26 protein-coding genes are annotated in these 24,929 nt (G+C 61.3%); 10 read left to right on the top strand and 16 right to left on the bottom strand.

The features are described from left to right. Positions 1-6: 6 nt before the first annotated feature. Genes I5S59_RS07100 through I5S59_RS07085 form a run of 4 tightly spaced genes read right to left on the bottom strand, consistent with a single transcriptional unit; the run spans position 7 to position 3,328 of the window. Positions 7-756, bottom strand: coding sequence for a methyltransferase domain-containing protein (locus tag I5S59_RS07100; RefSeq protein ID WP_197876007.1), 750 nt, complete (start codon positions 754-756; stop codon positions 7-9). Further along, positions 753-1,058 (bottom strand): MazG-like family protein, encoded by a 306-nt coding sequence (locus tag I5S59_RS07095; RefSeq protein WP_197876006.1) that lies wholly within the window; start codon positions 1,056-1,058, stop codon positions 753-755. Before I5S59_RS07095 ends, I5S59_RS07100 begins: the two co-directional genes overlap by 4 nt. A 60-nt stretch (positions 1,059-1,118) precedes the next feature. Next, positions 1,119-1,973 carry a MaoC/PaaZ C-terminal domain-containing protein gene (locus I5S59_RS07090; protein WP_197876005.1) on the bottom strand — a complete coding sequence of 285 codons (855 nt, stop codon included), beginning with the start codon at positions 1,971-1,973 and terminating at the stop codon, positions 1,119-1,121. A 2-nt stretch (positions 1,974-1,975) separates the two neighbouring features. Beyond that, entirely contained in the window at positions 1,976-3,328 is a 1,353-nt protein-coding gene (locus I5S59_RS07085; RefSeq protein WP_197876004.1) for a 3-oxoacyl-ACP reductase, read from the bottom strand. 118 nt (positions 3,329-3,446) lie between these two features. Here I5S59_RS07085 and I5S59_RS07080 point away from each other — a divergent pair, with 118 nt between their 5' ends. Next, entirely contained in the window at positions 3,447-4,724 is a 1,278-nt protein-coding gene (locus tag I5S59_RS07080; RefSeq protein ID WP_197876003.1) for an acetyl-CoA C-acetyltransferase, read from the top strand. On the opposite strand, the gene I5S59_RS07075 is transcribed toward I5S59_RS07080, so the two are convergent. Next, a complete protein-coding gene (locus tag I5S59_RS07075; protein ID WP_197876002.1) occupies positions 4,711-5,730 on the bottom strand; it encodes a bile acid:sodium symporter family protein in 1,020 nt (339 codons plus the stop codon). The two genes, I5S59_RS07080 and I5S59_RS07075, sit on opposite strands and share 14 nt — an antisense overlap. Positions 5,731-5,817: 87 nt before the next feature. Here I5S59_RS07075 and I5S59_RS07070 point away from each other — a divergent pair, with 87 nt between their 5' ends. Continuing rightward, the gene (locus I5S59_RS07070; protein WP_197876001.1) at positions 5,818-6,606 is read left to right on the top strand and encodes an AraC family transcriptional regulator; all 789 of its coding nucleotides are present in this window, start codon (positions 5,818-5,820) and stop codon (positions 6,604-6,606) included. A 182-nt stretch (positions 6,607-6,788) separates the two neighbouring features. Further along, a complete protein-coding gene (locus I5S59_RS07065) occupies positions 6,789-7,682 on the top strand; it encodes a PA4780 family RIO1-like protein kinase (RefSeq protein ID WP_128321442.1) in 894 nt (297 codons plus the stop codon). Between the two features lie 4 nt (positions 7,683-7,686). On the opposite strand, the gene cueR is transcribed toward I5S59_RS07065, so the two are convergent. Genes cueR through I5S59_RS07050 form a run of 3 tightly spaced genes read right to left on the bottom strand, consistent with a single transcriptional unit; the run spans position 7,687 to position 10,930 of the window. Further along, complete coding sequence (cueR, locus tag I5S59_RS07060) at positions 7,687-8,091, bottom strand: Cu(I)-responsive transcriptional regulator (RefSeq protein WP_197876000.1); 405 nt, start codon at positions 8,089-8,091, stop codon at positions 7,687-7,689. After that, positions 8,088-10,490 (bottom strand): heavy metal translocating P-type ATPase, encoded by a 2,403-nt coding sequence (locus I5S59_RS07055; RefSeq protein WP_197875999.1) that lies wholly within the window; start codon positions 10,488-10,490, stop codon positions 8,088-8,090. The genes cueR and I5S59_RS07055 overlap by 4 nt, the downstream gene beginning before the upstream one ends. A gap of 53 nt (positions 10,491-10,543) precedes the next feature. Beyond that, positions 10,544-10,930 carry a hypothetical protein gene (locus tag I5S59_RS07050; protein WP_197875998.1) on the bottom strand — a complete coding sequence of 129 codons (387 nt, stop codon included), beginning with the start codon at positions 10,928-10,930 and terminating at the stop codon, positions 10,544-10,546. Between the two features lie 147 nt (positions 10,931-11,077). Between I5S59_RS07050 and I5S59_RS07045 the strand changes: the two genes are divergently transcribed. Then, the gene (locus I5S59_RS07045) at positions 11,078-11,275 is read left to right on the top strand and encodes a heavy-metal-associated domain-containing protein (protein ID WP_197875997.1); all 198 of its coding nucleotides are present in this window, start codon (positions 11,078-11,080) and stop codon (positions 11,273-11,275) included. 116 nt (positions 11,276-11,391) lie between these two features. Next, complete coding sequence (locus I5S59_RS07040; protein ID WP_197875996.1) at positions 11,392-12,573, top strand: multidrug effflux MFS transporter; 1,182 nt, start codon at positions 11,392-11,394, stop codon at positions 12,571-12,573. Here I5S59_RS07040 and I5S59_RS07035 read toward each other — a convergent pair. Both I5S59_RS07035 and I5S59_RS07030 read right to left on the bottom strand, forming a co-directional pair. Further along, positions 12,557-12,721, bottom strand: coding sequence for a hypothetical protein (locus I5S59_RS07035; RefSeq protein ID WP_197875995.1), 165 nt, complete (start codon positions 12,719-12,721; stop codon positions 12,557-12,559). The genes I5S59_RS07040 and I5S59_RS07035 overlap by 17 nt on opposite strands. Before the next feature lie 135 nt (positions 12,722-12,856). Then, a complete protein-coding gene (locus I5S59_RS07030) occupies positions 12,857-13,870 on the bottom strand; it encodes a zinc-binding alcohol dehydrogenase family protein (protein ID WP_197875994.1) in 1,014 nt (337 codons plus the stop codon). Between the two features lie 114 nt (positions 13,871-13,984). Here I5S59_RS07030 and I5S59_RS07025 point away from each other — a divergent pair, with 114 nt between their 5' ends. Continuing rightward, on the top strand, positions 13,985-14,902 hold the full coding sequence (locus I5S59_RS07025; RefSeq protein WP_197875993.1) for a LysR family transcriptional regulator: 918 nt from the start codon (positions 13,985-13,987) through the stop codon (positions 14,900-14,902). 470 nt (positions 14,903-15,372) lie between these two features. Beyond that, a complete protein-coding gene (locus tag I5S59_RS07020; protein ID WP_197875992.1) occupies positions 15,373-16,089 on the top strand; it encodes an ArsR/SmtB family transcription factor in 717 nt (238 codons plus the stop codon). Positions 16,090-16,158: 69 nt separating this feature from the next. Here the strand turns inward: I5S59_RS07020 and I5S59_RS07015 are convergent, their stop codons facing one another. Then, the gene (locus I5S59_RS07015) at positions 16,159-17,112 is read right to left on the bottom strand and encodes an adenosine deaminase (RefSeq protein ID WP_197875991.1); all 954 of its coding nucleotides are present in this window, start codon (positions 17,110-17,112) and stop codon (positions 16,159-16,161) included. Between the two features lie 147 nt (positions 17,113-17,259). Here I5S59_RS07015 and I5S59_RS07010 point away from each other — a divergent pair, with 147 nt between their 5' ends. Beyond that, entirely contained in the window at positions 17,260-18,339 is a 1,080-nt protein-coding gene (locus I5S59_RS07010; protein ID WP_197875990.1) for a calcium:proton antiporter, read from the top strand. 9 nt (positions 18,340-18,348) lie between these two features. Here the strand turns inward: I5S59_RS07010 and I5S59_RS07005 are convergent, their stop codons facing one another. The 4 genes from I5S59_RS07005 to I5S59_RS06990 all read right to left on the bottom strand — a co-directional run bounded on the left by I5S59_RS07005 (position 18,349) and on the right by I5S59_RS06990 (position 21,603). After that, entirely contained in the window at positions 18,349-19,029 is a 681-nt protein-coding gene (locus tag I5S59_RS07005; protein ID WP_197875989.1) for an SDR family oxidoreductase, read from the bottom strand. Between the two features lie 336 nt (positions 19,030-19,365). Continuing rightward, positions 19,366-19,950 (bottom strand): IMPACT family protein, encoded by a 585-nt coding sequence (locus I5S59_RS07000; protein ID WP_197875988.1) that lies wholly within the window; start codon positions 19,948-19,950, stop codon positions 19,366-19,368. 16 nt (positions 19,951-19,966) lie between these two features. Continuing rightward, positions 19,967-20,623, bottom strand: coding sequence for a TetR/AcrR family transcriptional regulator (locus tag I5S59_RS06995; protein WP_128321430.1), 657 nt, complete (start codon positions 20,621-20,623; stop codon positions 19,967-19,969). Between the two features lie 62 nt (positions 20,624-20,685). Continuing rightward, positions 20,686-21,603: a LysR family transcriptional regulator gene (locus I5S59_RS06990; protein WP_128321429.1), complete on the bottom strand. Its 918-nt coding sequence runs from the start codon at positions 21,601-21,603 to the stop codon at positions 20,686-20,688. A 117-nt stretch (positions 21,604-21,720) separates the two neighbouring features. Here I5S59_RS06990 and I5S59_RS06985 point away from each other — a divergent pair, with 117 nt between their 5' ends. Together I5S59_RS06985 and I5S59_RS06980 are read left to right on the top strand one after the other, a co-directional pair. Beyond that, positions 21,721-23,067 (top strand): aspartate aminotransferase family protein, encoded by a 1,347-nt coding sequence (locus tag I5S59_RS06985; RefSeq protein ID WP_128321428.1) that lies wholly within the window; start codon positions 21,721-21,723, stop codon positions 23,065-23,067. A gap of 75 nt (positions 23,068-23,142) precedes the next feature. Then, the gene (locus I5S59_RS06980) at positions 23,143-24,636 is read left to right on the top strand and encodes a CoA-acylating methylmalonate-semialdehyde dehydrogenase (protein ID WP_128321427.1); all 1,494 of its coding nucleotides are present in this window, start codon (positions 23,143-23,145) and stop codon (positions 24,634-24,636) included. A 102-nt stretch (positions 24,637-24,738) separates the two neighbouring features. Here the strand turns inward: I5S59_RS06980 and I5S59_RS26435 are convergent. After that, positions 24,739-24,929: hypothetical protein (locus tag I5S59_RS26435; protein ID WP_232239625.1), on the bottom strand; the 191-nt coding region annotated here is incomplete at its 5' end.

Genomic DNA, 24,929 nt, shown 5'->3' with positions numbered 1-24,929 from the left:
TGTGATTCAGCGTGGTCGACAGATCCAGTGCAGGTAGCGCCCCAGGCCGGCAAAGGCGGGGTGACGTCGGTGGGCCAGCTCCATTTCCAGCAGGTCGATCAACTCGGCCCTGGCCTGGAATTCACTGGGCATGTAGTCGTGGAAAACCCGTACGCCGCTTTCTATTTCGACCTGCCACAGGTCTTCAAGTTGCACCTTGAGTGTGCGCGGATCAAGCGGTTTTTGCGGGGTCAGGCTCTGCTTTTCGCCGGCCATGTCGTCGCGGCGCAATTTGCGGAAATGGCCCTTGAGCAGGTTGCGGTAGACCAGTGCGTCACGGTTGTAGAAGGCCAGTGACAGCAGGCCGTCGCGACGGGTCAACTGGTGCAGCACCGGCAGGATGGTTTCCGGCTCTGCCAGCCATTCCAGCACGGCGTGGCACACCACCAGGTCGTAGGGTTCGGTCAGTTGCCCCAGCAAGTCTTGCCAGGGCGCCTGGATGAACGTGGCTGGTTGCCCGGCCTCGGCGAAGCGTTCGCGGGCCCCTTCGAGCATCGGCGCTGCCGGTTCGGCGAGGGTCACCTGATGGCCGCGCTCGGCCAGCCACAGGGCCATGTGGCCCAGGCCAGCGCCAATATCCAGCACGCGCAATGGCCGGTCGGGCAGGGTTTCTGCGAGGTCGGCCTGAAGGACCGCGAGGCGGATCGCGCCTTTGGCACCGCCGTAGATTTTTTCGGCAAAGCGGGTGGCCAGCGCATCGAAATGACGGTCTTTCATCGGGCAAAGCGCCTTTCACTGTCGGCCAGTTTGGCGCGCACCACTTGCTCCATGTCCAGGCCCAGCTCGCTGCACAACAGCAACAGGTACAGCACGACGTCGCCGACTTCCTGGCCGGCGTGTTCCAGTTGATCGGCAGGCAACTGGCGCGACTGGTCTTCGCTGAGCCACTGGAAGATCTCGACCAGTTCGGCCATTTCCACACTGGCGGCCATTGCCAGGTTCTTCGGGCTGTGAAAGCCGCGCCAGTCATTGGTGTCACGGATGCGGTGCAGGCGTTGGGTCAGTTCGTGCAGGTTCATCAAGGCTCTCCTCAAGCTGCATAGCTTCAGGCGCGGGCCGTTGCAACGCAAGTGGCGGTTTCAGCCCAGTGGCCGCCAGGCGCCGCGCATGTGCACCAGCTCGCCGTGGCCATCCAGCTGCAACTGGCCGGTGTCGGCGCCAGGGCTGGCATTGAGGATCACTTCGCTGGGCAGGCGTACGGGTTTGAGAAAGCTGACATCGATTTCGTAGCCACTGACCGGCAAATGGTTTCGCAGCGCTGCGAGGGTCATGGCCTTGCTCCACATGCCGTGGGCGATGGCGGCGGGGAAGCCGAACAGTCTGGCGCTGGCAGCACTGAGGTGAATCGGGTTGTAGTCGCCGCAAATCTTTGCATAACGCCGGCCGATGTCGCTGTCGGCATACCAGCGGGTCAGTTCATTTAGCGCGACGGGCTCAGGTATTGGCGCGACGGTAGGCTCACCATCGAGTTTGAGGCCGCGACAAAGCATGCGGCTGGTCTCGGACCAGAGCAGGCCCAGGCCGTCTTTGGCGTCGGTGATCAGGTCAAAGGTGGCGCCTTTTTCGTGGGGCTGCAGGTTATCCACCTGCACGCTGAAGCGCAGCCGGCTGATACCGCCAAGCGGTCGCAGCACGCGGATGCGGTTCTCCAGGTGAACCAGGCCGAGCAGGGGAAACGGGAAGGCCTTGTCGGTCAGCAGTTGCAGCTGCAGCGCGAACGCCATGACATGAGGAAACGTCGGCGGCAGGCGCCCGTCGTCACTGAAATGGCAAAGCTTGCGATACTGCTCCAATTGCGCGGGCTGGACCTCCAGATCACAGCGCAACCCGATGTCGGGCAATGTGTCGCCGCTGATTTTGCGCTTGCGTGCGGCGCGTGCGTAGAGGCCAGCCAGCGCATCGGTAGTGCTCAGGTCATGCCACTGTCGAGTCATGCTCAGGCCCCCATCACGGCCTGGCCGCACACGCGCAGCACCTGGCCATTGACTGCACCGCTGCCCGGCTGCGCCAGCCAGGCGATGGCTTCGGCGACATCCTGCGGCAGCCCGCCCTGGCCCAGGGAGCTCATGCGTCGCCCGGCTTCACGCAGGGCGAAGGGAATGGCCGCCGTCATGCGGGTCTCGATGAATCCGGGTGCCACCGCGTTGATGCTGCCACCACGGGCGGCCAGTTTTGGTGCCCAGGCCTGGGCCAGGCCAATCAGACCGGCCTTGCTCGCGGCATAGTTGGACTGCCCACGGTTGCCGGCTATGCCGCTGATCGAGGCCAGCAGCACGATACGCGCGTTGTCGTGCAGGGCACCGCTGTCGAACAGGGCCTGGGTCAGTAACTGCGGCGCCTTGAGGTTGACGGCGAGCACCGAATCCCAATATTCCGGTGTCATGTTGGCCAGGGTTTTGTCGCGGGTAATACCGGCGTTGTGCACAACGATATCGATACCGTCCGGCAGGCCTTCGATCAATTGCGCGGGGGCGTCGGCAGCGCAGATGTCCAGGGCCAGGCTACGCCCACCGAGGCGTGCGGCCAAGGCTTCGAGGTCGCTCCGGGCTTGCGGTACATCCAGCAGCACCACCTCGGCACCGTCACGGGCCAGGGTTTCGGCAATGGCCGCACCGATGCCGCGGGCTGCCCCGGTAACCAGCGCCTTGCGCCCGGCCAGGGGGCGGGTCCAGTCCTGGACCTGGCCAGCGCAGGCCGTCAGGCGCAGGACCTGGCCAGAAACAAACGCGCTCTTGGGCGAAAGGAAAAAGCGCAGGGCGCCTTCAAGCTGGTCTTCGGCATCGTCGCTGACATACAGCAACTGCAGGGTGCCGCCGGCACGCAGCTCCTTGGCCAGTGAACGGCTGAACCCTTCCAAAGCGCGTTGGGCGACTTGAGCCAGCGGGTCATCGAGTTGCTCCGGGGCGCGCCCGAGAATGGCCACGTGGGCGCAGGTCGCCAGGCTGCGCAGCAAGGGCTGGAAGAATTCACGCAGTTGCTTGAGCTGATCGCTGTCGTCCAGTTCGCTGGCGTCGAAGACCACCGCCTTGAGTTTGGGGCCAAGGCCCGCTACCCATTCGGTCGCGCTCAAGTCGGGGCTGGCAAAACTGTAGACATCGTCGGTAAGGCGCTTGGCGAAGGCTTCGACCTTGTTCGCCAGCGGCCCGCCACCGAGCAGCAGGGCACCTTCCACAGGGCGCATGCGACCGGCCTCCCAGCGCTCCAGACGTGCCGGGCTGGGCAGGCCGACGGCGCCCACCAGGCGGCGGCCGAGGTCGGAGTTGGCGAAGTTGATATAGCGATCGCTCATGTGCGGCTCTCCCGGAAATTAGCCTCAAAGTGTGGACCATCTTTGGCCGTTGGTCGTTCGAATGCAGAAAAAACACCTACGCTGTAGCGCACTGTTTCGTAGAAAAAGGACATTACCCATGGGCTCTTTGCGCCGGGTCGCAATCATTGGCGGCAACCGAATTCCTTTCGCCCGCTCCAACGGTGCCTATGCCACGGCCAGCAATCAGGTGATGCTCACGGCAGCCCTCGAAGGGTTGATCGAGCGCTTTGGCCTGCATGGCTTGCGCCTGGGGGAAGTGGCAGCCGGTGCGGTACTCAAGCATTCCTGGGACATGAACCTGACCCGCGAGTGCGTGCTCGGCTCAAGGCTGTCGGCACAAACGCCGGCTTACGATGTGCAGCAGGCCTGCGGTACCGGGCTCGAAACGGCGTTGCTGGTGGCCAACAAGATCGCCCTTGGGCAAATCGACAGCGCGATTGCCGGCGGTGTCGATACCACCTCCGATGCGCCGATAGCCGTCAGCGAAGGCTTGCGGCGCATTTTGCTGCAGGCCAACCGCGGCAAAACCCTGGCCGACAAGCTCAAGGCCTTTCTTGCATTGCGCCCGCACCACCTGAAACCGGAGCTGCCTCGTAATGGCGAACCCCGTACCGGCCTTTCCATGGGCCAGCACTGTGAACTGATGGCGCAGACCTGGGGCATTCCCCGCGAGGCCCAGGATGAATTGGCCCTGCTCAGCCACCAGCACCTGGCGACTTCCTTCGCCGAGGGCTGGCACGATGACCTGCTCACGCCGTTTCAGGGACTGACCCGCGATAACAACCTGCGCGCCGACCTGACTCTGGAGACGCTCGCCAGCCTGAAGCCGGTATTTGAGCGTAGCGACAAGGGCACTCTGACTGCCGGCAACTCAACGCCCCTGACTGATGGTGCTTCGGTGGTATTGCTGGGCAGTGAAGACTGGGCCCGAGAGCACAACCTGGAGGTATTGGCCTACCTGGTCGATGGCGAAACCGCCGCCGTGGACTTCGTCAAAGGCCAGGAAGGGCTGCTGATGGCGCCGGCTTATGCTGTACCACGGTTGCTGGCGCGCAATGGCCTGAGCCTGCAGGATTTTGACTATTACGAAATCCATGAAGCCTTTGCGGCCCAGGTGCTCTGTACCCTCAAGGCCTGGGAAGACCCCGCGTATTGTCAGACGCGATTGGGTTTGAGTGCACCGCTAGGCGCTATCGACCGCAGCAAGCTCAACGTCAAGGGCAGTTCGTTGGCGGCAGGGCATCCGTTTGCGGCCACCGGCGGTCGTATCCTGGCCCACATGGCCAAGCTGCTGGCCACGGCCGGCAAGGGCCGTGGCCTGATCTCGATTTGTGCGGCCGGGGGCCAGGGCGTGACGGCGATTATCGAGCGCTGAGCAACGCCGCGTCGGTCGTCGGTGCCGGGCGATTGGCGTAGTGCTCGGCCATGATCGAGCAAACGATCAGTTGCAGCGGGTGGTAGATCATGATCGGCAGCAGGATCAGGCCCAGGCCAGGGTGTGCGCCGAAAATCAGTGCCGCCATCGGCGCACCGGCGGCCAGGGATTTCTTGCTCGCACAAAACACCGCCGCCACCTCATCGGCCGGGCTGAAGCGCAGGGCGCGGGCAGTACGGGTGGTCAGCCAAAGGATCAATGCCAACAACGTCGCGCTGCCCAGCAGGGCGGTGAGCAACACCGAGCTACCTTGTTCCTGCCACATGCCCGAAACCATCGAGTTGCAGAACGCGGCGTAGACCAGCAGCAAAATCACCAGCTTGTCGGCGACGCTGGTGTAACGTTTGTAGCGGGCAAAGAAGCGTCCCAGCCATGGGCGCATCGCCTGGCCCAGCACCAACGGCAGCAACAGCAAGGTGCACAGGTCGAGCAAGGTTGCGCCCAGATCGATGCCGTTGCTGCCGGTACCCACCACCAGGCTGACCAGCCAGGGCGTCAGGAATATCCCCAGGACACTGGACAGGCTGGCATTGAGAATCGCTGCAGGCACGTTGCCACCGGCGCTGCCGGTCAGGGCTACCGAAGACGAAATGGTCGAGGGCAGGGCGCACAGGTAGAAAAAACCCAGCATCAGCAGTGCCGGTACCTGGCTGCCCAGGAGTGTGTCGGCCAGCCACCAGAGCAGCGGGAAGACCACGAAGGTAAAGCCCTGCACCATCAGGTGCAGGCGGCCGTTGCGCAGGCCATGGCGAATCTGCTCGCCGGAGAGGTTGATGCCGTGCAGGAAGAACACCAGAAACACGCCGATGTTGATCACGTATTCGGCATGCATGGCGCCGCCGCTGCGGCCAAAGCCGGGAAACAGCCAGGCCAGAAACGTGGCAAGGAACATACCGCAGAGGAACCAGTCGGTTACCACGCGTTTGAGGTGTTTGAGCACGTGCATAGGCGGACCTTCGAATCATTTTGTGTTCATTGACGGCACAGGCTACGCTCGGTCCATGGATACCGTCTTGCGACATAAGGCCAACTGATGCCGACTAACGGACAACAGCCGTCCCCTCGTTCGATTCCCGTGCTGGAACGTTTGCCACGGCCGCTGTACGCACGGGCGGAAAGCCTTGGGGCCGGCTCCTGGACGCCGCGTCATCAGCATGATTGGGTGCAGTTTTCCTACGCAATCAGTGGCGTGCTCGGTGTCTACACCGCCGAAGGGAGTTACTTTGCACCACCGCAGTGGGGGGTATGGATACCGGCCGGGGTGGAGCACGAAGTGGTGACGTCGATGCAGGCCGAGATGCGCAGCCTTTATGTGCGCCGTGAGGAAGCCGGTTGGGCGCCGGGGCAGTGCCGGGTGCTGGAGGTCACGCCGCTGGCCCGAGAGTTGATCAAGCAGTTCTGCCTGATGCCGGTGGATTATCCCGAAGGTGACAGCCCCGAAGCGCGGCTGGCGGGCGTCCTGCTCGATCAGTTGCAGGCCTTGCCGGAAGTGGCGTTTTCGCTGCCGTTGCCGCAGCACCCGCGTTTGCTGGAACTGTGCAACGAATTGCTCGCCAACCCGGAGCAGGGGCAAACCCTGGGACAGTGGGCGCAGCGTTTGAATACCTCGGAAAAAACCCTGATGCGCCTGTTCCAGCGTGAAACAGGCTTGAGTTTTCGCGGTTGGCGCCAGCGCATGCGCCTGCTGTCTTCGCTGACCGCGCTTGAGGCCGGGCAAAGCGTGACGGAAGCGGCATTGGGCTGTGGATATGACTCCACATCGGCCTATATTGCGGCCTTCAAGGGCTTGTTCGGCTCCACCCCGGGCGAGCTGCGCCTGTAGCTGGAAAAGGGGGCTAACGGTTTTTGTGAACGATTGTGCCGACAGAGTTACAAAAACTATGGCAAGTCGGCCGGTTTGCCGTTACAACGCAGTGCGGTCTTGCTACAGCGACAAGCCGGTGCCGTACTGGTGATCAACAAAAAATCTCGTGTCTGGCAGAACAGGACCCCCGACAAAAGCCGATGAAGACTCCAAAACGCATTGAACCCCTGGTTGAAGACGGACTGGTCGATGAAGTATTACGACCGCTGATGAGTGGCAAAGAAGCTGCTGTGTACGTGGTGCGCTGCGGCCGCGAACTGCGTTGCGCCAAAGTCTACAAGGAAGCCAACAAACGCAGCTTTCGTCAGGCTGCCGAGTACCAGGAGGGACGCAAGGTCCGTAATAGCCGCCAGGCCCGGGCCATGGCCAAGGGCTCCAAGTACGGGCGCAAGGAGGCCGAAGACGCGTGGCAGAACGCCGAGGTGGCGGCCCTGTTCCGTCTGGCCAATGCCGGGGTGCGGGTGCCACGGCCGTACGACTTTCTCGACGGCGTGCTGCTGATGGAACTGGTCGCGGACGAATTCGGTGATGCGGCGCCGCGCCTCAATGACGTGCACCTGGAACCGGAGCAGGCGCGTGAGTACCACACCTTCGTGGTGCGTCAGATCGTGCTGATGCTGTGTGCCGGCCTGGTGCATGGCGACCTGTCGGAGTTCAACGTCCTGCTCGGCCCCGAAGGGCCGGTGATCATCGACTTGCCGCAGGCGGTGGATGCCGCGGGTAACAACCACGCGTTCAGTATGCTCGAGCGTGATGTCGGCAACATGGCGGCCTATTTCGGACGATTTGCCCCGGAGCTTAAACAGACCCGCTATGCCCGAGAAATGTGGGCCCTGTATCAGGCCGGCGAACTGCTGCCCGATAGCGAACTGACGGGGCAGTTCAAAGAAGAGCTGCACAGCGCCGACGTTGCCGGGGTAATGCGCGAAATCGACGCTGCACGCCTCGATGAAGCCCGTCGTCGGGCTGTCAGGGAGGCTGCCGAACACGGCGCGAGCAAGGATGAAGAGCCCGCGCCGCCGTGGCTGCAATAAACCGTCAGTGACAGCAACTGCCGCCGGCTGCGAGGTCCTTGAGGATCGGGCAGTCCGGGCGGTCATCGCCCTGGCAGTGGGCGACCAGTTCACTCAAGGTGTCGCGCAGGCTGACCAGTTCCTCGATGCGCCGGTTGAGGTCGTCGATATGCTGGCTGGCCAAGGCTTTGACGTCGGCGCTGGCGCGCTGGCGGTCCTGCCACAGGGTCAGCAGGCGCGCGACTTCTTCAAGAGAAAACCCAAGGTCCCGCGAACGCTTGATAAACGCCAGGCGGTGCAGGTCGTCCTGCTGGTACAGGCGATAGCCACTGTCGCTGCGCAGGGCCGGCTTGAGCAGGCCGATGGACTCGTAGTAGCGAATCATCTTGGCGCTCAATCCGGAGCGCCGGGCGGCTTGACCGATATTCATGAGGCGTCGTCCTGCGGCGGAGTTTCGGGCTTCCAGGTCTTGAGCAACAGCGCATTGCTGACCACGCTGACACTCGACAGCGCCATCGCTGCCCCGGCCAGTACCGGGTTGAGCATACCGAAGGCGGCCAGAGGAATGCCGATCAGGTTGTAGATAAAGGCCCAGAACAGGTTCTGGCGTATCTTCGCGTAGGTCTTGCGGCTGATCTCCAGCGCCGCTGGCACCAGGCGCGGGTCACCGCGCATCAAGGTGATGCCGGCGGCCTGCATGGCCACGTCGGTGCCACCGCCCATGGCGATACCGATGTCGGCAGCCGCCAGGGCCGGCGCATCGTTGATGCCGTCGCCGACCATCGCCACCACGCCCGATTGCTTGAGTGCCGTCACGGTAGCCGCCTTGTCGGCCGGCAGCACCTCGGCGTGCACATCGTCGATCCCCAACGCCTGGGCGACGACCTTGGCACTGCCGCGGTTGTCGCCAGTCAGCAAGTGGCTGCTGATGCCCTTGTCGGCCAGTTGTCGAATGGCTTGCCCGGCACCGGGCTTGAGGCTGTCGCCGAACGCCAGCAGGCCCAGTACCTGTGCGTGCGGACTGCGCTCGATCAACCACGACAGGGTCCGGCCTTCGGCTTCCCAGGCCTGGGCGCTGGCTGCCAGCGCTCCGGGTTGCAGGCCGCATTCTTCAAGCAGGCGCCGGTTGCCCAGAGCCAGTTCCCGGCCATCGAGGCTGCCGGCGATACCACGGCCGGTCAGCGACTGGCTGTTGCTGATATCGGCCACAGCCAGACCTTGTTCTGCACAGGCATCGAGCACGGCCTTGGCCAGCGGGTGTTCGCTGCCACGTTGCAGCGCGCCGGCCAGTTGCAGCAACTGTGCGGCCTCACCAACGACAGCCTGGCTGTGGACAATGCGTGGACTGCCGGAGGTCAGGGTGCCGGTCTTGTCGAACACCACCCGGTTGACCTCATGGGCACGTTCCAGGGCTTCAGCATCCTTGATCAGAATGCCGTGACGGGCTGCGACCCCGGTACCGGCCATGATCGCCGTTGGCGTTGCCAGGCCCAGTGCACAAGGGCAGGCGATTACCAGCACGGCCACGGCATTGATCACCGCGGTTTCGATCGGTGCGCCGGTGAGCCACCAGCCAACCAGGGTAATCAGTGCCAGCACCAGCACGGCGGGCACGAACACCTGGCTGACCCGGTCGACCAGCTTCTGGATCGGCGCCTTGGCTGCCTGTGCGTCCTCGACCAGGCGGATGATTCGCGCCAGTACGGTTTCCGTCCCCAGCGCCAGGGTACGGACAATCAGGCGTCCTTCGCCGTTGATCGCACCACCGGTGACCTTGTCGCCGGGCTGTTTTGGCACCGGCAGGCTTTCGCCGCTGATCAGCGCTTCATCGGCGTGGCTCTGGCCTTCGACCACTTCACCGTCTACGGCGAAGCGTTCGCCGGGTTTCACCACGACCAGGTCGTGCAGGCGCAGTTCGCTGATCGCCACATCGCGCTCCTGGCCATCGATCAGCAAAAGGGCGCGTTCCGGGCGCAGGGCTTCAAGGGCACGGATGGCGCTGGCGGTCTGGCGTTTGGCGCGACTTTCCAGGTACTTGCCGAGCAACACCAGCGCGATCACGACGGCGGAGGCTTCGAAGTACAGGTGCGGCATCACCCCGGGGCTTGCCTGGGCCCATTCATACAGACTCAGGCCGTAGCCGGCACTGGTGCCGATGGCGACCAGCAGGTCCATGTTGCCGGCACCGGCGCGGACTGCTTTCCAGGCTGCGACATAAAAGCGTGCGCCGAGTATGAACTGCACCGGTGTGGCCAGAACGAATTGAGCCCAGGCCGGCAGCATCCAGTGCACGCCGAACGGTTGCAGGAGCATCGGCAGCACCAGCGGCAACGCCAGTAAAACGGCAAGCGCCACCGACCAGCGCTCTTTACGCAGGCGTTGCTCGGCATCGACCTGATTGGTCTGGGCACTTTGAGGCAAACTGGCTGAATAGCCCGCACGGGAGACCGCATCGATCAGCACGCTGCTGTCGAGGTGGCCGAGCACTTGCACGTGGGCACGTTCGTTGGCCAGGTTGATGCTGACCTGTTGTACCCCGGCAACCTTGCTGAGTGCGCGTTCGACCCGGCCGGCACAGGAGGCGCAGGTCATGCCCTGGATCTGCAGCTCCAGGGTCTGGCTGGGAACATGGTAGCCGGCTTGTTCGACGGCCTCGACCAGCGCCGGCAAGCTATCGGCGGGTGCTTGAATCCGCGCCTGTTCGGTGGCGAGGTTGACGCTGACCTGTTCGGCGCCGCTGACTTTGCGCAGCGCGCGCTCGACCCGGCCAGCGCAACTGGCGCAGGTCATACCGGCAATGGGCAGATCGAAAGTGGTAGATGCAGACATGGGCACTCCTCCTTGGACAGGCCACCAGCATCAACCTTGCCATGCGGGGAAGGTCAATAGCCCAGGCCGGCCTTGATCAGTTTGAGTCCATCTTGATCGACGGCGATCCGGTATTTATTGATCTGGCCCGCCTGCAACGTCAGTGGCGTGCTGCGTTGATTCTCGATGCCCGGCTGGCAGCCGGGTACATGACCCGGCAGGTAACGCAGGCGCACATCCAGTCTGCCCGGCGGCAGGTTGAACGAGGTCGATTGCTCCTGGAACACACGGCCGGCCAACTGGTCGTTGATGTACACACCAATCTCGCACGTAGTGGCCACTTCCAGGCGTTCGCGGGAGATGATCAGAATGCTGTAGTCGCTTGGCCCGGCGGCGTTGGCCTGAGTAAACAGACCGAGAATACCCAGCAGGCCGTAAAGGCCGAAAGCTGCCCTGCGCATGAATTGAAACTCCTGCATCGTCAATCGTCAGGTTCGCAGCTTGGCCGACCCGGGCCGCGATTTCCAGCCCGGCAGGTTGTCGAGGATCTTGACCTTGCCCCGGTGGCAAGCTTGAAACTCTGCTCAAACCCACAGGAGGCAGTCCCCATGCAAGTGTTCAACGTTCAAGGAATGACCTGCGGCCATTGCGTCAAGGCCGTGACTCGGGCCGTCCAGGCTCAGGATGCTGACGCCATTGTCGAAGTTGACCTGGGCCAGAAGCAGGTCAAGGTGCAGAGCGCGTTGCCGACCCCGGAAATTCTTCAGCTGATCCGTGAAGAGGGCTACCAGGCCGAAGCGGTCTGAGGCCATTTGCCCGCGTCGAGCACGAAAAGATTCGCGGCGCGGGCACAACTCTTCACAGCCAAACCCCGGCAGGGCGGTTAGACTAGCGGACTTGCTTAGCCTGCTATGGATTTCCGATGAACCTGCGAACCATTTTGATTCTGGGCGCCTTGAGTGCGTTCGGCCCCCTGGCGATTGACTTCTACCTGCCAGGTTTCCCGGCCATGGCGCTGGCATTCGCTACCGACGAAAAACACATTCAGACCACCCTGGCGGTTTACTTCCTCGGTTTGTCCATCGGTCAACTCGTTTATGGCCCGATGGCTGATCGCTTTGGTCGCCGGGTTCCGCTACTGATCGGCGTCAGCCTGTTTACCCTGGCATCGCTGGCCTGCGCGTTTGCCCCCACCCTGGACGCACTGATCCTGGCGCGCTTTGTCCAGGCGCTGGGCGGGTGTGCCGGCATGGTGCTGTCGCGGGCGATTGTCAGTGACAAATGCGATGCGGTGGCGTCGGCCAAAGTGTTTTCCCAGCTGATGCTGGTGATGGGCCTGGCGCCTATCCTGGCACCGATGCTGGGCGGCGTGCTGGTCAATGCCTTTGGCTGGCAGTCGATCTTCATCGCCCTGACCCTGTTCAGCGCCTTGTGCAGCCTGGCTGTTACGCTCGGGTTGCCCGAAAGCCTGCCGGCCAATCAGCCGCGTCAACCGCTCTCGGGTGCGCTGCGCCAATACGGCAGTTTGCTCAAGGACCGCATTTTTCTTGGTCATGCGTTGACTGGCGGCATCGCCTTGGCGGGCATGTTCGCCTACATCGCGGGCTCGCCATTTGTCTTCATCAAACTCTATGGCGTGCCTGCCGAGCATTACGGCTGGTTGTTCGGCAGCAACGCGGCGGGGTTCATCCTGGTCGCTCAGGTTAACGCCCGGCTGTTGGCCAAGCGCGGGCCGGCTTTTTTGCTGTCGCGCACCGTGTGGGTGTACCTGTTGGCGGGGTTGGCGTTGCTGGCGGTCAGTGCACTGCAACCGGACCGGCTCTGGCCACTGCTGATTCCGCTGTTTGTGTGTATTGCCAGCCTGGGCTGCATCATTCCCAACGCGTCGGCCTGCGCGATGAACGGGCAGGGTGCACGGGCCGGGAGTGCCTCGGCATTGCTAGGCAGCGTGCAGTTCAGCGTCGCCGCAGGGGCTGCGGCAATGGTCAGTCTGCTGCACGATGGAACGGCGGTGCCGATGGCCTTGGTCATCAGCGTGTGTGGCCTGGTGGCAGTGGCGATTGCAATGGCCACCCGGCGCTTGCAGTTCAGCCGGCCTGTTTGAGCGGATGGGGCGCCTGCAGACGGGTCTGCAAGGTATTGACGAAGGTGCGGGCTTCGGCCTCGCTGCGAAAACTCACCACGTGCTGGTCCAGTCGAACTTGCCACGGGCAGCCGGGTTTCTGGCTTGATGCACTGACTTGAATGATCATCGTTGCACACCTGCGGTTAGCGTTGGCTGAAGAATTGTAGCGCTGCCTGCTGGCTGGAAAATGATCTGCATCAGTTGTCAGACTGACGGTCGCGCCCACCCCGAAATCGAGGTGGGCGTTTTGTTACATAAGGTTTCAGAAGCCTTCGAGGACGATCTTGCCTTTGGCTGCACCGCGTTCCAGAAAGGCGTGAGCGCGGCGCAGGTTGGTCGCATTGATGGTGCCGTAATGCTCGCCGAGGGTGGTCTTGAGTGTGCCGGCATCGACCAGTCCGGCGACCCGGTTGAGCAGGTGATGCTGCTCGATCATGTCAGCAGTCTCGAACAGCGAGCGGGTGTACATGAACTCCCAATGCAGTGACAGGCTCTTGCGCTTGAGCAAGCCAACATCCAGTTGCTTGGGGTCATCGATCAGTGCCAGCTTGCCTTGCGGCGTCAGCGCTTCGACCAGTTGAGCCAGGTGCTGGTCGGTCTGGGTCAGGCTGGCCACGTGCGTTACGTGATCAATGCCTTGTGCCTTTAGCGCTTCGGCCAGTGGCTGGCTGTGATCGACCACCAGGTGGGCACCCAACTGTTCGACCCATTCACGGGTCTGTGGACGCGAAGCGGTACCGATGACGGTGAGGCCGGTCAACTGACGGGCCAACTGGGTCAGGATCGAGCCGACACCGCCCGCCGCGCCGACGATCAACAGGCGTTGGCCCAGGTCATCCTGGCCTTCAGGTACCTGCAGGCGTTCAAACAGAAGTTCCCAGGCGGTGATGGCGGTCAACGGCAACGCTGCCGCCTCGGCAAAGCCCAGGGTTTTTGGCATGTGGCCAACAATGCGCTCGTCGACGACATGCAGCTCGCTGTTGGCCCCGGCGCGGGCAATGGAACCTGCGTAGTAGACCTTGTCGCCGGGCTGGAACAGGCTGACTTCATTGCCTACCGCTTTGACCACGCCCGCCACATCCCAACCCAGCACTTTGGCCGCACCGGCTTCGGGCTGCACGTTGTTGCGTACTTTGGTGTCGACCGGGTTTACCGAAATCGCGCGCACCTCTACCAGCAGGTCGCGTGGGCCGGGTACCGGGGTCGGCAGGTCAATGTCCTGCAGTGAGGCCGGATCGGTGATGGGCAGCGAGTGGTAGTAGGCAATGGCTTTCATGGGCGTCGTTCTTCGAACAAGAGTGAGGGCGTCATGATTGGCGCTTTTACTTTTGGTTAAAAGCCGCTAGAACAAGAGAGACTTTCAATATTTTTTTGATAATGGCGAAGCCCTGTGCGATTCGATGACCTGCAATTGTTTGTGCGCACCGCAGAGCTGGGTAGCCTGTCTGCAGCAGCGCGCCTGCTTGACCTTTCGCCAGCGGTGGCCAGTGCTGCGCTTAAACGCCTTGAACAGCAACTTGGCACGCGCTTGCTGGCCCGTTCTACCCGCAACCTGCGCCTGACGGCTGAGGGGGAAGGCTTTTTGCAGCATGCACGCAGTGCATTGGCCAGTCTGGAGGAAGGGCGGCGCCAGTTGGTACGGGGGCAGGATGAGGTCAGCGGTGTCCTGCAGCTGTCTGCACCCTCTGACTTCGGTCGCAATGTGCTGTTGCCCTGGCTGGATGAACTGCAACGCGACCACCCGAAGCTGTCCGTGCGCCTGCTGTTGGGTGACCGCAATGCCGACCTGTTTCGTCAGGCTGCAGACATAGCCTTGCGCTATGGCACGCCGGAGGACTCAAGCCTGGTGGCGTTACCCCTGTGCGCGGACAATCGGCGGGTATTGTGCGCGTCGCCGGCCTATGTGGAACGCTACGGTGAACCTGCGGCGTTGGCACACCTGGCGCAGCACAATTGCCTGCTCTATCAATTGGGCAATCGTGCTCACGATTATTGGCAGTTCGGCCAGGGACCGAGTGCTGCAGGTATCAGTGTGAGCGGTGACCGCTTTTGTGATGATGCCGATGTGGTTCGTCGCTGGGCACTGGCCGGTCACGGGATCGCCTATAAATCCTGGCTGGATGTGGCTGATGATGTGCGCTCAGGGCGTTTGAGGGTGCTGTTGGGGGGGCTGCCGGGGGAACCCGCGCCGTTGAACCTGATCTGCACACATCGGGCACAACTGGGCAAACCGGTGCAGTTGCTGCGCAACCTGCTCAGGGCGCGTTGCCAGGTACTGTTTGATCAACTGAAGGCCTTCAGTCTGTAGAGGGCCATCCAATGCCGCAGAATTTACTTAATGATTTGTAGTCTTTATGTGCAGTGTTTGTAGGTTCCATTTCAATTTTTTTTATGGCCAGCTATTTAATAACTTTAATAAATAGGTGTGGGCTGCGGTTTTACAACAATCATTTCGAAAGTTATCAATAATTATCTGGCGTGAGGACCTCTCCTGGTTGGCAGGAGCAGGATTGATTTGCCTTGTGCCTGCCAGTGGCAGCGGAAACTGTATCCTCATAGCGGCTTATAATGGATCCAGCAGTCGTTTCCAGCGAGAGGAACTTCCATGCCAACGGCCGGCACGTATTGCTCTCACTCTGACTTTTATTTTTTCAGTACGGGCTACAGGTGAGCCGACATTACAACTTCCAGTCGCACTGGCATCGGGAACCTCGCAGTAAATGCTGCTGACATGGTTATTCAATCGATATCAGATGTGATCTCGCAGGGAGTTGAGATATGAAACCTGTAACAAGTATCAGCCAGATTGCCAGTTTGCTTGCCGATCCAAAACGTAGCGCGATGCTCTGGGCGTTGATCGATGGCATGGCGCGGCCCTCGGATGAACTGGCGCACCTGGCCGGCCTGACGCCGTCGTCGGCCAGTGCGCATCTGGCAAAGCTGTCCGCCAGTGGTTTGCTCAAACTTGAGCCCCGAGGGCGAAAGCGTTACTTCAGACTGGCCGGGCCTGAAGTCGGCGCAGCCGTGGAGGCGCTGGCCAGTGTTCAGGTTAGTGGCCGGGACCAGGGAACGGCCCAGGCGCGTGTCGATGTGCCCTTGTCGATGCGCCGTGCACGGTTGTGTGGTGATCACCTGGGCGGCGAACTGGCCGCCGACCTCTATCAGCGCCTGTATGATGCCGGTTGGCTGGAGGGTGTGGAACAGCAGGCCGAAGTGACTCCCGAAGGGCGGCGACAGTTTGCCCGCCACGGCATCTTTATCGATGCGTTTGCCCGTTATCAATGCAAAGGCTTGAGTAGTTGCCGGTGCTGCAGCGAATGGAACGATCATCGTCCGCACCTGGGCGGCGCCTTGCGTAGCAGTTTGCTGAAACTGTTCATGCAGTCCGGGTGGATTCGCGAAAACGAGACATCCCGCCTGCTGCAGATCAGTGCGACCGGCATCCGGCAGATCAACCAGATGGCGCAACCCAGGGCGTTGCAATCGGTGAGCTAGGCGCCATTTGCCGGGTAGTGCGGGGCCGGCTTGCTTGTGCAGCAGGTCCCGCGGTGTGGCTTTAGGCCGTTACGGCTTTACCAGACGTGCATCCAGGCTGTTTTGCGCCAGGCGTCGGGCCTGGTCCTGGGTCATCCCCAGGTGGGTGTGCAGCGCATGGAAGTTTTCGGTCACATAACCACCGAAATACGCTGGGTCATCCGAGTTAACCGTCACCTTCACGCCACGCTCGAGCATGTCGAGGATGTTGTGCTGGCGCATGTGGTCAAACACGCAGAGTTTGGTGTTGGACAACGGGCAGACGGTCAGCGGGATCTGCTCATCGATGATGCGTTGCATCAGGCGCTCGTCTTCGATGGCGCGCACGCCGTGGTCGATTCGCTGGATCTTGAGCAGGTCGATGGCTTCCCAGATGTACTCGGGAGGGCCCTCTTCGCCGGCGTGAGCAACAGTCAGGAAACCTTCACTGCGGGCACGGTCGAAAACACGCTGGAATTTGCTTGGCGGGTGACCCATTTCCGAGCTGTCCAGGCCGACGGCGATGAAGGCATCGCGAAATGGCATGGCCTGATCGAGGGTCTTGTGTGCTTCTTCTTCGCTCAGATGACGCAGGAAACTGAGGATCAGGCCGCTGCTGATGCCCAGTTGCTGCTGGCCATCTTTCAGTGCACGGCTGATGCCGTTGAGCACCACCTCAAAGGCAATGCCCCGATCAGTGTGGGTCTGCGGATCGAAGAACGGTTCGGTGTGAATCACGTTCTGCGCTTTGCAGCGCAGCAGGTAGGCCCAGGTCAGGTCGTAGAAGTCCTGCTCGGTGCGCAACACGTCTGCGCCCTGGTAATAGAGGTCGAGAAATTCCTGCAGGTTGTTGAAGGCGTAGGCCGAGCGCAAGGCTTCGACATCGTTCCACGGCAGGGCAATCTTGTTGCGTTCAGCCAGGGCGAACAGCAGCTCGGGCTCCAGCGATCCTTCCAGGTGCAGGTGCAATTCTGCCTTGGGCAGCGCGTTAAGCCAGTCGTACATAAACTCGGTTTCTCATCAGGTGCGGTTGGCGGCATTCTACAGGGGTTGTCCCCTGCTGGAGGAGAAAGCTGACCGGGCGTTACATGTCGTAATCTTGCTACAGTGGCTACAGTCATGGTGCCTGCCGTCACTTGAGCCCTGTCGCCGATGCTCACCCTTCTGAATCAGGAAAAGCCGTTGTTGCTGGCCGTGCTGCTGGCGGTGCTGGCCTGGCCGCTGCAAGGGCAGCTGTTGGGGCATGGCCACACGGTCGCGCTACTGGCTGGGCTGGTGCTGGTGGTGGCGATCATTTGTGCGTCGATGCGTGTTGCCCAGCACGCGGAAGTACTGGCCGAGAAAGTTGGCGATCCTTACGGCACGATGATTCTGACCTTGTCTGCGGTGATGGTCGAAGTGTTGGTGCTGGCGATCATGATGAGCAACCAGTCATCGCCAACCCTCGTGCGCGACACCATCTACTCGGCGGTGATGCTCGACATCAATGGCATCCTGGGCCTTGCGGCACTTATGGGCGGGCTCAAGCATGGGGAGCAGTCGTACAACGATGATTCGGCACGCACCTACAGCGTGATGATCATGACCGCGATGGGCGTCTCGATGGTGGTGCCCGAGTTCATTCCCCGGGGTGACTGGAAGCTGTATTCGGCCTTCACCATTGCCGCCATGCTGTTGCTCTACGCGTTGTTCCTGCGCATGCAGGTCGGCCCGCACAGTTACTTTTTCAGCTACAGCTATCCACAGAAAAAGCGCAGGAACATTTCGCCGATACCGACCAGCAAGACCCGTTCGATGGTGATCCTGGTGGCCGGCGTGGTGATCATCGGCGTGCTGGCGGAGACCATGTCTCATCCGCTGGAGTATGGCCTGGAGGGCAGCGGTGCACCGCCGGTGTTGATGGCTATTGTGGTGGCTACCATCTCGGCAGCGCCGGAGATTCTCACCGCCTTGCGAGCAGCGTTGGCCAACCGTATGCAGTCGGTGGTCAATATCGCCATGGGCGCATCGCTGTCCACGGTGATATTGACGGTTCCGCTGATGGAGGCGATGGCGCTCTACACTGGCCAGCCGTTTCAGATGGCCATGACGCCGGTGCAGACCGTGATGATTTCCATCACCCTGATTGTCAGTGCAATCAACCTCAACGATGGCGAAACCAACGCCATCGAGGGCATGACTCACTTTGTGCTGTTCGCCACCTTTATCCTGCTGGCCACGCTTGGGCTCTGACTGCTCATTTCACCAGATCAGGCTGTCGCCTTTGTAGTTGATGAAGTGCAGGCCGCCTTTGCCGGCTTTGGCGTTGATCTGCTCAACCATGCCACGGGTGCTGGTCAGCACATCGATCTCGGCATTTTCGCCGCCCATGTCGGTCTTGACCCAGCCCGGGTGCATGGCCAGTACGGTTTGCGTGGGCTGATTCAGGGTCACAAAGCTGTTGATCATCGAGTTCAGCGCCGCCTTGCTGGCTTTGTACAGGCAGATCTCGCTACCGTCGGGAATGGCAATGCTGCCCAGGATCGAACTCATGAAGGCCAGCACGCCATCGTTGCGCAGTTGCGGGTTGAAGCGCTGGGCGACGCGGATGGGCGATACGGCATTGGTCATGAACAAGTCGCCGACATCGGCCAGTTTTGCGCGTTCGGCATTCTGGTCGCCTGGCCCCATGATCCCGGCGTTCACGAACAGCAGGTCGAAAGTCTGACCTTGCAGCTTTGCTTGCAGTGCATTGAGTTGCTCGGTGCTGTTCATTTCCAGGGTGTGTACCCGGACGCCAGGAATTGCCGACAATGCGGGGGCGTTCTCTGGGTTGCGGACCGTGGCGTCGACCTCCCACCCGTCTTCCTTGAGGCGCTGTACCAGGCCGAGCCCGAGGCCGCGTGACGCACCGATGATCAGGGCGGTTTTGTTCGAAGGCATGAAGGAACTCCTTTCAATGAATGAGTCGTTGATCAAAGAATAACCAGTCTAGTCAAACCGTGGCCGAACAGGCCATTGAAGAAGGGTTACACGGCTTATCCACAGCTTGCTCCACAGTATCTGTGAGCAATCACAGCATGTGGATATAAGTGCCTGTCGGCTTCTTCCCACCGGCAATAAATGGAGATAACTGACTGATTTTTCGGCGGTTGGTAGGCTGTCATCAAATCTTGATCAAAATATGATCGTTTGCGTGCAGGCCACGTAAATCAAGGGCCCCAAGGGAATGCTCAGAGCTTATCCACAGCCGGGCCCACAGTAAAAGTGGGCAATTGTTCAGTGGCGTTCAAGCAGGATCCGCCCGCGGCTGAGGTCGGCCAGGTGACGCTGCAACGGCTCGATCTGCTCTTCACCGAGCGCGAGCAGCAGGTCGACGCCATTGGCGGTGAATGTTTCGTTCAGGACCAGGCCATTGGCCTCGCTCACGCGTAGTTTGAGCAGGGCCAGTTCGCTGAAGCTGCAACTGCAACTGACTTCGCTGCGGGTTACCAGCAAGCGCTTCTCGGCTTGCTGCAAGCATTTGTTGGCGCCGCCACCGTAGGCCCGGGCCAGGCCGCCGGTGCCTAACTGAATGCCGCCATACCAACGGATCACCAGGACCACGACCTGATCACAGTCCTGGGCTTCGATGGCGGCGAGGATAGGCCGTCCGGCCGTGCCGCCGGGTTCGCCATCGTCACTGCTGCGATACTGCGCCCCCAGCTTCCAGGCCCAGCAGTTGTGGGTGGCAGCCAGGTCGCTGTGCTGTTCAATGAAGCTCATGGCCTCGGCGGCGCTGTTGATCGGCGCCGCCAGGGTGATGAAGCGGCTCTTGCGAATATCTTCGCGAAACTCGCAGGTGTCGAGCAGGGTAAAAGGCATAAACGCAGATTCGGTCTCAGGGTTTCAGGCCACAGCCTTTGAGAATAATGTGGATAAGATTGTTGCTGGCATCTTCCATGTCCTGCTTGGTCAGGCGGCTGCGGCCGGTGACCTGGCAGATCTGGGTGGCAAAGTCGGCATAGTGCTGAGTACTGCCCCAGAGCAGGAAAATCAGGTGGACCGGGTCGACCGGGTCCATTTTTCCGGCATCGATCCAGGCTTGAAACACCGCCGCCCGGCCCTTGAACCAGTCGCGGTAATCCTGGCTGAAGTAGTCGCTCAGGCATTGACCACCGCTGATGATCTCCATGGCGAAGATTCGCGAGGCCTGAGGGTTGCGCCGGGAGAATTCCATTTTGGTGCGGATGTAGGTGCTTAGCGCGGTTGCCGGGTCGTCTTCGACGCTCAAGGTGTTGAAGGTGCTGTCCCACAGTTCGAGGATGTTGCTCAGCACCGCCACATACAGGCTGAGCTTGTTGGTGAAGTAGTAGTGCAGGTTGGCCTTGGGCAAGCCGGCCTTGAGGGCGATGGTGTTCATGCTGGTGCCCTTGAAACCGTGCCGGGCGAACTCGTCTTCGGCTGCCTGGATGATGGCTTGTTCGTTCTTCTGACGAATGCGCCCGGCGGGCTTGCCTGGGGCGGTGACACGATGCGCAGGGACTTCAAAGGACATGGGCGGTTCCAGTCAAGGCAATGGGTATCACTTCCAAAGGGCTAACCTACCAGCATTAGCACTCAGCGAGTAGCCGCCAGGCTTTCCAGAAAGCTTTCCAGCACCAGGTGCGGACGTCGGCCTTTGCGCGTTACCCAGCACAGGCTCAGGTCGTAGAAACGTTGGGTGGGCTTGAGTGCGCGCAGCCGCCCTTGTTGCACCCAGAAGCTGGCGTAGTGATCCGGCAGATAACCGATGTAGCGCCCGGTGAGAATCAGAAAGGCCATGCCTTCACGGTCCGAGGCGCTGGCGGTGCAGTTGAGTGCCTGGTAGTGCGCCTGGATATCGGCTGGCAGCCGGAATGTCGGGGCAATGGCGTCCTGCGTATTGAGCCGGTCGTCGTCCAGCTGGCGGTCATCGGCATAAAACAGCGGGTGGCCCACGGCGCAGTAGAGCAGCGAGCGTTCGCTGTACAGCGGCTGATATTCCAGGCCCGACAGCGGGCTGGTTTGCGGTACCACGCCGACATGCAGGCTACCGTCGAGTACCCCTTGTTCAACCTGGCTGGGGGCAATCATGCGAATCTGAATGCGCACATCCGGGCCGCGGTCTTTGAGCTGGGCCAGGGCGTGGGTGATCCGCATGTGCGGCAAGGTCACCAGGTTGTCGGTCAGGCCGATGTTGAGTTCGCCGCGCAAGTGCTGGTGCAGGCCGTTGACCTCGGTGCGAAAACTCTCCAGGGCACTGAGCAGTTGCAGGGCCGACTGATACACCTCGCGGCCTTCCTCGGTCAGTGAAAAGCCAGCGCGTCCGCGTTGGCACAGGCGCAACCCCAGGCGTTGCTCCAGGTCGCTCATCTGCTGGCTGATGGCAGAGCGGCCGATACCCAGCACGTTCTCTGCTGCGGAAAAGCCGCCGCACTCCACCACGCTGCGGTAGATCTTGAGCAGGCGAATATCGAAATCGCTGACTTGAGCGAGTGGATCGGGGCGGCGGCTCATAGTTTAGTGATCATCAACCTGAAGATTAGAAAAGTTGGCTTTTCCAGACTTTATCCGCGTGACAACTTAGTCGCAACAACACTTTCGCTGCTCAATTGCCTTGCGAGGACTTGCCCGATGAATCTGCCTGAAAACGCTCCTGTCGGTCTGGCCAGCCAGCTGAAGCTGGACGCCCACTGGATGCCCTACACCGCCAACCGCAATTTTCAGCGCGATCCACGCTTGATCGTCGCCGCCGAAGGCAGCTACCTGACCGACGACAAAGGCCGCAAGGTATTTGACTCGCTGTCGGGCCTGTGGACCTGCGGTGCCGGCCACACCCGCAAGCAGATTCAGGAAGCGGTATCGCGTCAGCTGGGCGTGCTCGACTACTCGCCGGCGTTTCAGTTCGGTCACCCGCTGTCGTTCCAGCTGGCCGAGAAGATCACCGACCTGACCCCGGGCAATCTCAATCACGTCTTCTATACCAACTCCGGTTCCGAGTGCTGTGACACCGCGCTGAAGATGGTTCGCGCGTACTGGCGCCTGAAAGGCCAGGCCACCAAGACCAAGATGATCGGCCGTGCCCGTGGCTACCACGGCGTGAACATTGCCGGCACCAGCCTCGGTGGCGTTAACGGTAACCGTAAACTGTTCGGCCAGTTGCTCGATGTTGACCATATCCCGCATACCCTGCTGGCCAGCAACGCATTCACCAAAGGCATGCCGGAAGAGGGCGGTATTGCCCTGGCTGACGAAATGCTCAAAGTCATCGAGCTGCACGATGCCTCGAACATCGCTGCGCTGATCGTCGAGCCACTGGCCGGTTCGGCCGGAGTACTGCCGCCGCCCAAGGGCTATCTGAAGCGTCTGCGCGAAATCTGCGACCAGCACAACATCTTGTTGATCTTTGACGAAGTGATCACTGGCTTCGGCCGTATGGGGGCAATGACCGGTGCTGAAGCCTTCGGTGTGACCCCGGACCTGATGTGCATCGCCAAGCAAGTCACCAACGGCGCGATCCCGATGGGCGCAGTGATTGCCAGCAGCGAGATCTACCAGACCTTCATGAACCAGCCTACGCCGGAATACGCCGTGGAATTCCCTCACGGTTACACCTACTCGGCCCACCCGGTTGCCTGCGCCGCAGGTCTCGCCGCGCTGGAACTGCTGGAAAAGGAAAACCTGGTTCAGGCCGCCGCCGAACTGGCGCCGCACTTCGAGAAAGTGCTGCACGGTGTCAAGGGGGCGAAGAACGTCATCGACATCCGTAACTATGGCCTGGCAGGCGCCATCCAGATTGCCGCCCGTGACGGTGACGCCATCGTGCGTCCGTACGAGATCGCCATGAAACTGTGGCAAGCCGGCTTCTATGTGCGCTTTGGTGGCGACACCCTGCAGTTTGGCCCGACTTTCAACAGCCAGCCGCAGGAACTGGATCGTCTGTTCGACGCCGTCGGCGAAGCGATCAACCAGGTCTCCTGATCCTTATCCCTTTCTATATAAGAAGAGGACGCGGGTTCGCTCGCGTCCAGCTACAGCCTCTTTCTGGAGTTCTGCATGAGCACTGTTCAACATTTGATCCATGGCGAGCTGGTTGCTGCTGATGAGCGCACCGCGGATGTCTTCAACCCGTCGACTGGCCAGGCTATCCACAAGGTCGCCCTGGCCAGCAAGCAAACCGTACAGCAGGCGATCGACTCGGCCAAGTCTGCGTTCCCGGCCTGGCGCAATACGCCGCCGGCCAAGCGCGCCCAGGTGATGTTCCGCTTCAAGCAACTGCTGGAGCAGAACGAAGCGCGTATCTCGCAACTGATCAGCGAAGAACACGGCAAGACCCTTGAAGACGCCGCAGGCGAGCTCAAGCGCGGCATCGAGAACGTCGAATTCGCCTGCGCGGCCCCGGAAGTGCTCAAGGGCGAGTACAGCCGCAACGTCGGCCCGAACATCGATGCCTGGTCTGACTTCCAGCCGCTGGGTGTGGTTGCCGGTATCACCCCGTTCAACTTCCCGGCGATGGTGCCGCTGTGGATGTACCCGCTGGCCATTGCCTGCGGTAACTGCTTCATTCTCAAACCGTCGGAGCGTGACCCAAGCTCGACGTTGCTGATTGCCCAGCTGCTGCACGAAGCCGGTCTGCCTAACGGCGTGCTGAACGTGGTGCACGGCGACAAAGAGGCGGTCGATGCACTGATCGAGGCGCCAGAGGTCAAGGCCCTGTCGTTTGTGGGTTCGACCCCGATTGCCGAGTACATCTATAGCGAAGGCACCAAGCGCGGCAAGCGCGTCCAGGCCCTGGGCGGCGCGAAGAACCACGCCGTGCTGATGCCGGATGCCGATCTGGACAACGCGGTCAGTGCCCTGATGGGCGCTGCCTACGGTTCTTGCGGTGAGCGTTGCATGGCCATCTCCGTCGCAGTTTGCGTCGGTGACCAGGTAGCCGATGCACTGATCGCCAAGCTCGAACCACAGATCAAGGCACTGAAAATCGGTGCCGGCACGTCCTGCGGCCTGGACATGGGCCCGCTGGTTACTGCAGCCGCGCGTGACAAAGTGGTTGGCTACATCGACGACGGCGTTGCCGCAGGTGCGCAGCTGGTTGTGGATGGCCGGGGGTTCCGTGTTGCCGGTAACGAAGATGGCTACTTTGTAGGTGGCACGCTGTTCGACCGCGTGACCCCGGAGATGCGTATCTATAAAGAAGAAATCTTCGGGCCGGTACTGTGCGTGGTTCGCGTCAACAGCCTGGAAGAGGCAATGCGCCTGATCAACGAACACGAATACGGCAACGGCACCTGCATCTTCACCCGCGACGGTGAAGCTGCGCGCCTGTTCTGTGACGAGATCGAAGTCGGCATGGTCGGCGTCAACGTACCGCTGCCGGTGCCCGTGGCTTACCACAGCTTCGGCGGCTGGAAGCGTTCGCTGTTTGGCGACCTGCATGCTTACGGTCCGGACGGTGTGCGTTTCTACACCCGTCGCAAGGCGATCACCCAGCGTTGGCCGCAACGTGCCAGCCATGAGGCGTCGCAATTCGCGTTCCCTAGCCTTTAAGGCAAGGTAGATAAAGGGGGAGGCCGACAGGCCTCCCCCGTTGTTTTTAGGGTTTTTGACCTCTGCGACAGATTTATTGCAATTAAGCCTTGACGCACCGTTTTATCTCTCTATAATTCGCCCCACTTCCGGCGTAGTCGGAACGGAAAACTCCTTGAGATTCAACGAGTTAGATGTTCCAGGTAGTACCGGAGGGGCTTCGATCGAAAGATCGGCAGCGGTGAAAAAGGTGGTTGACAGCGGATTGAAACGCTGTAGAATTCGCCTCCCGCTGGCGAGAGATCGCAGCGAGT

The organism is Pseudomonas alkylphenolica (assembly GCF_016009175.1).
GTDB classification, from domain to species: domain Bacteria; phylum Pseudomonadota; class Gammaproteobacteria; order Pseudomonadales; family Pseudomonadaceae; genus Aquipseudomonas; species Aquipseudomonas alkylphenolica_B.
The sequence above is the reverse complement of the archived record's forward strand: the minus strand, read 5'-3'. Positions and strand labels throughout refer to the sequence as shown.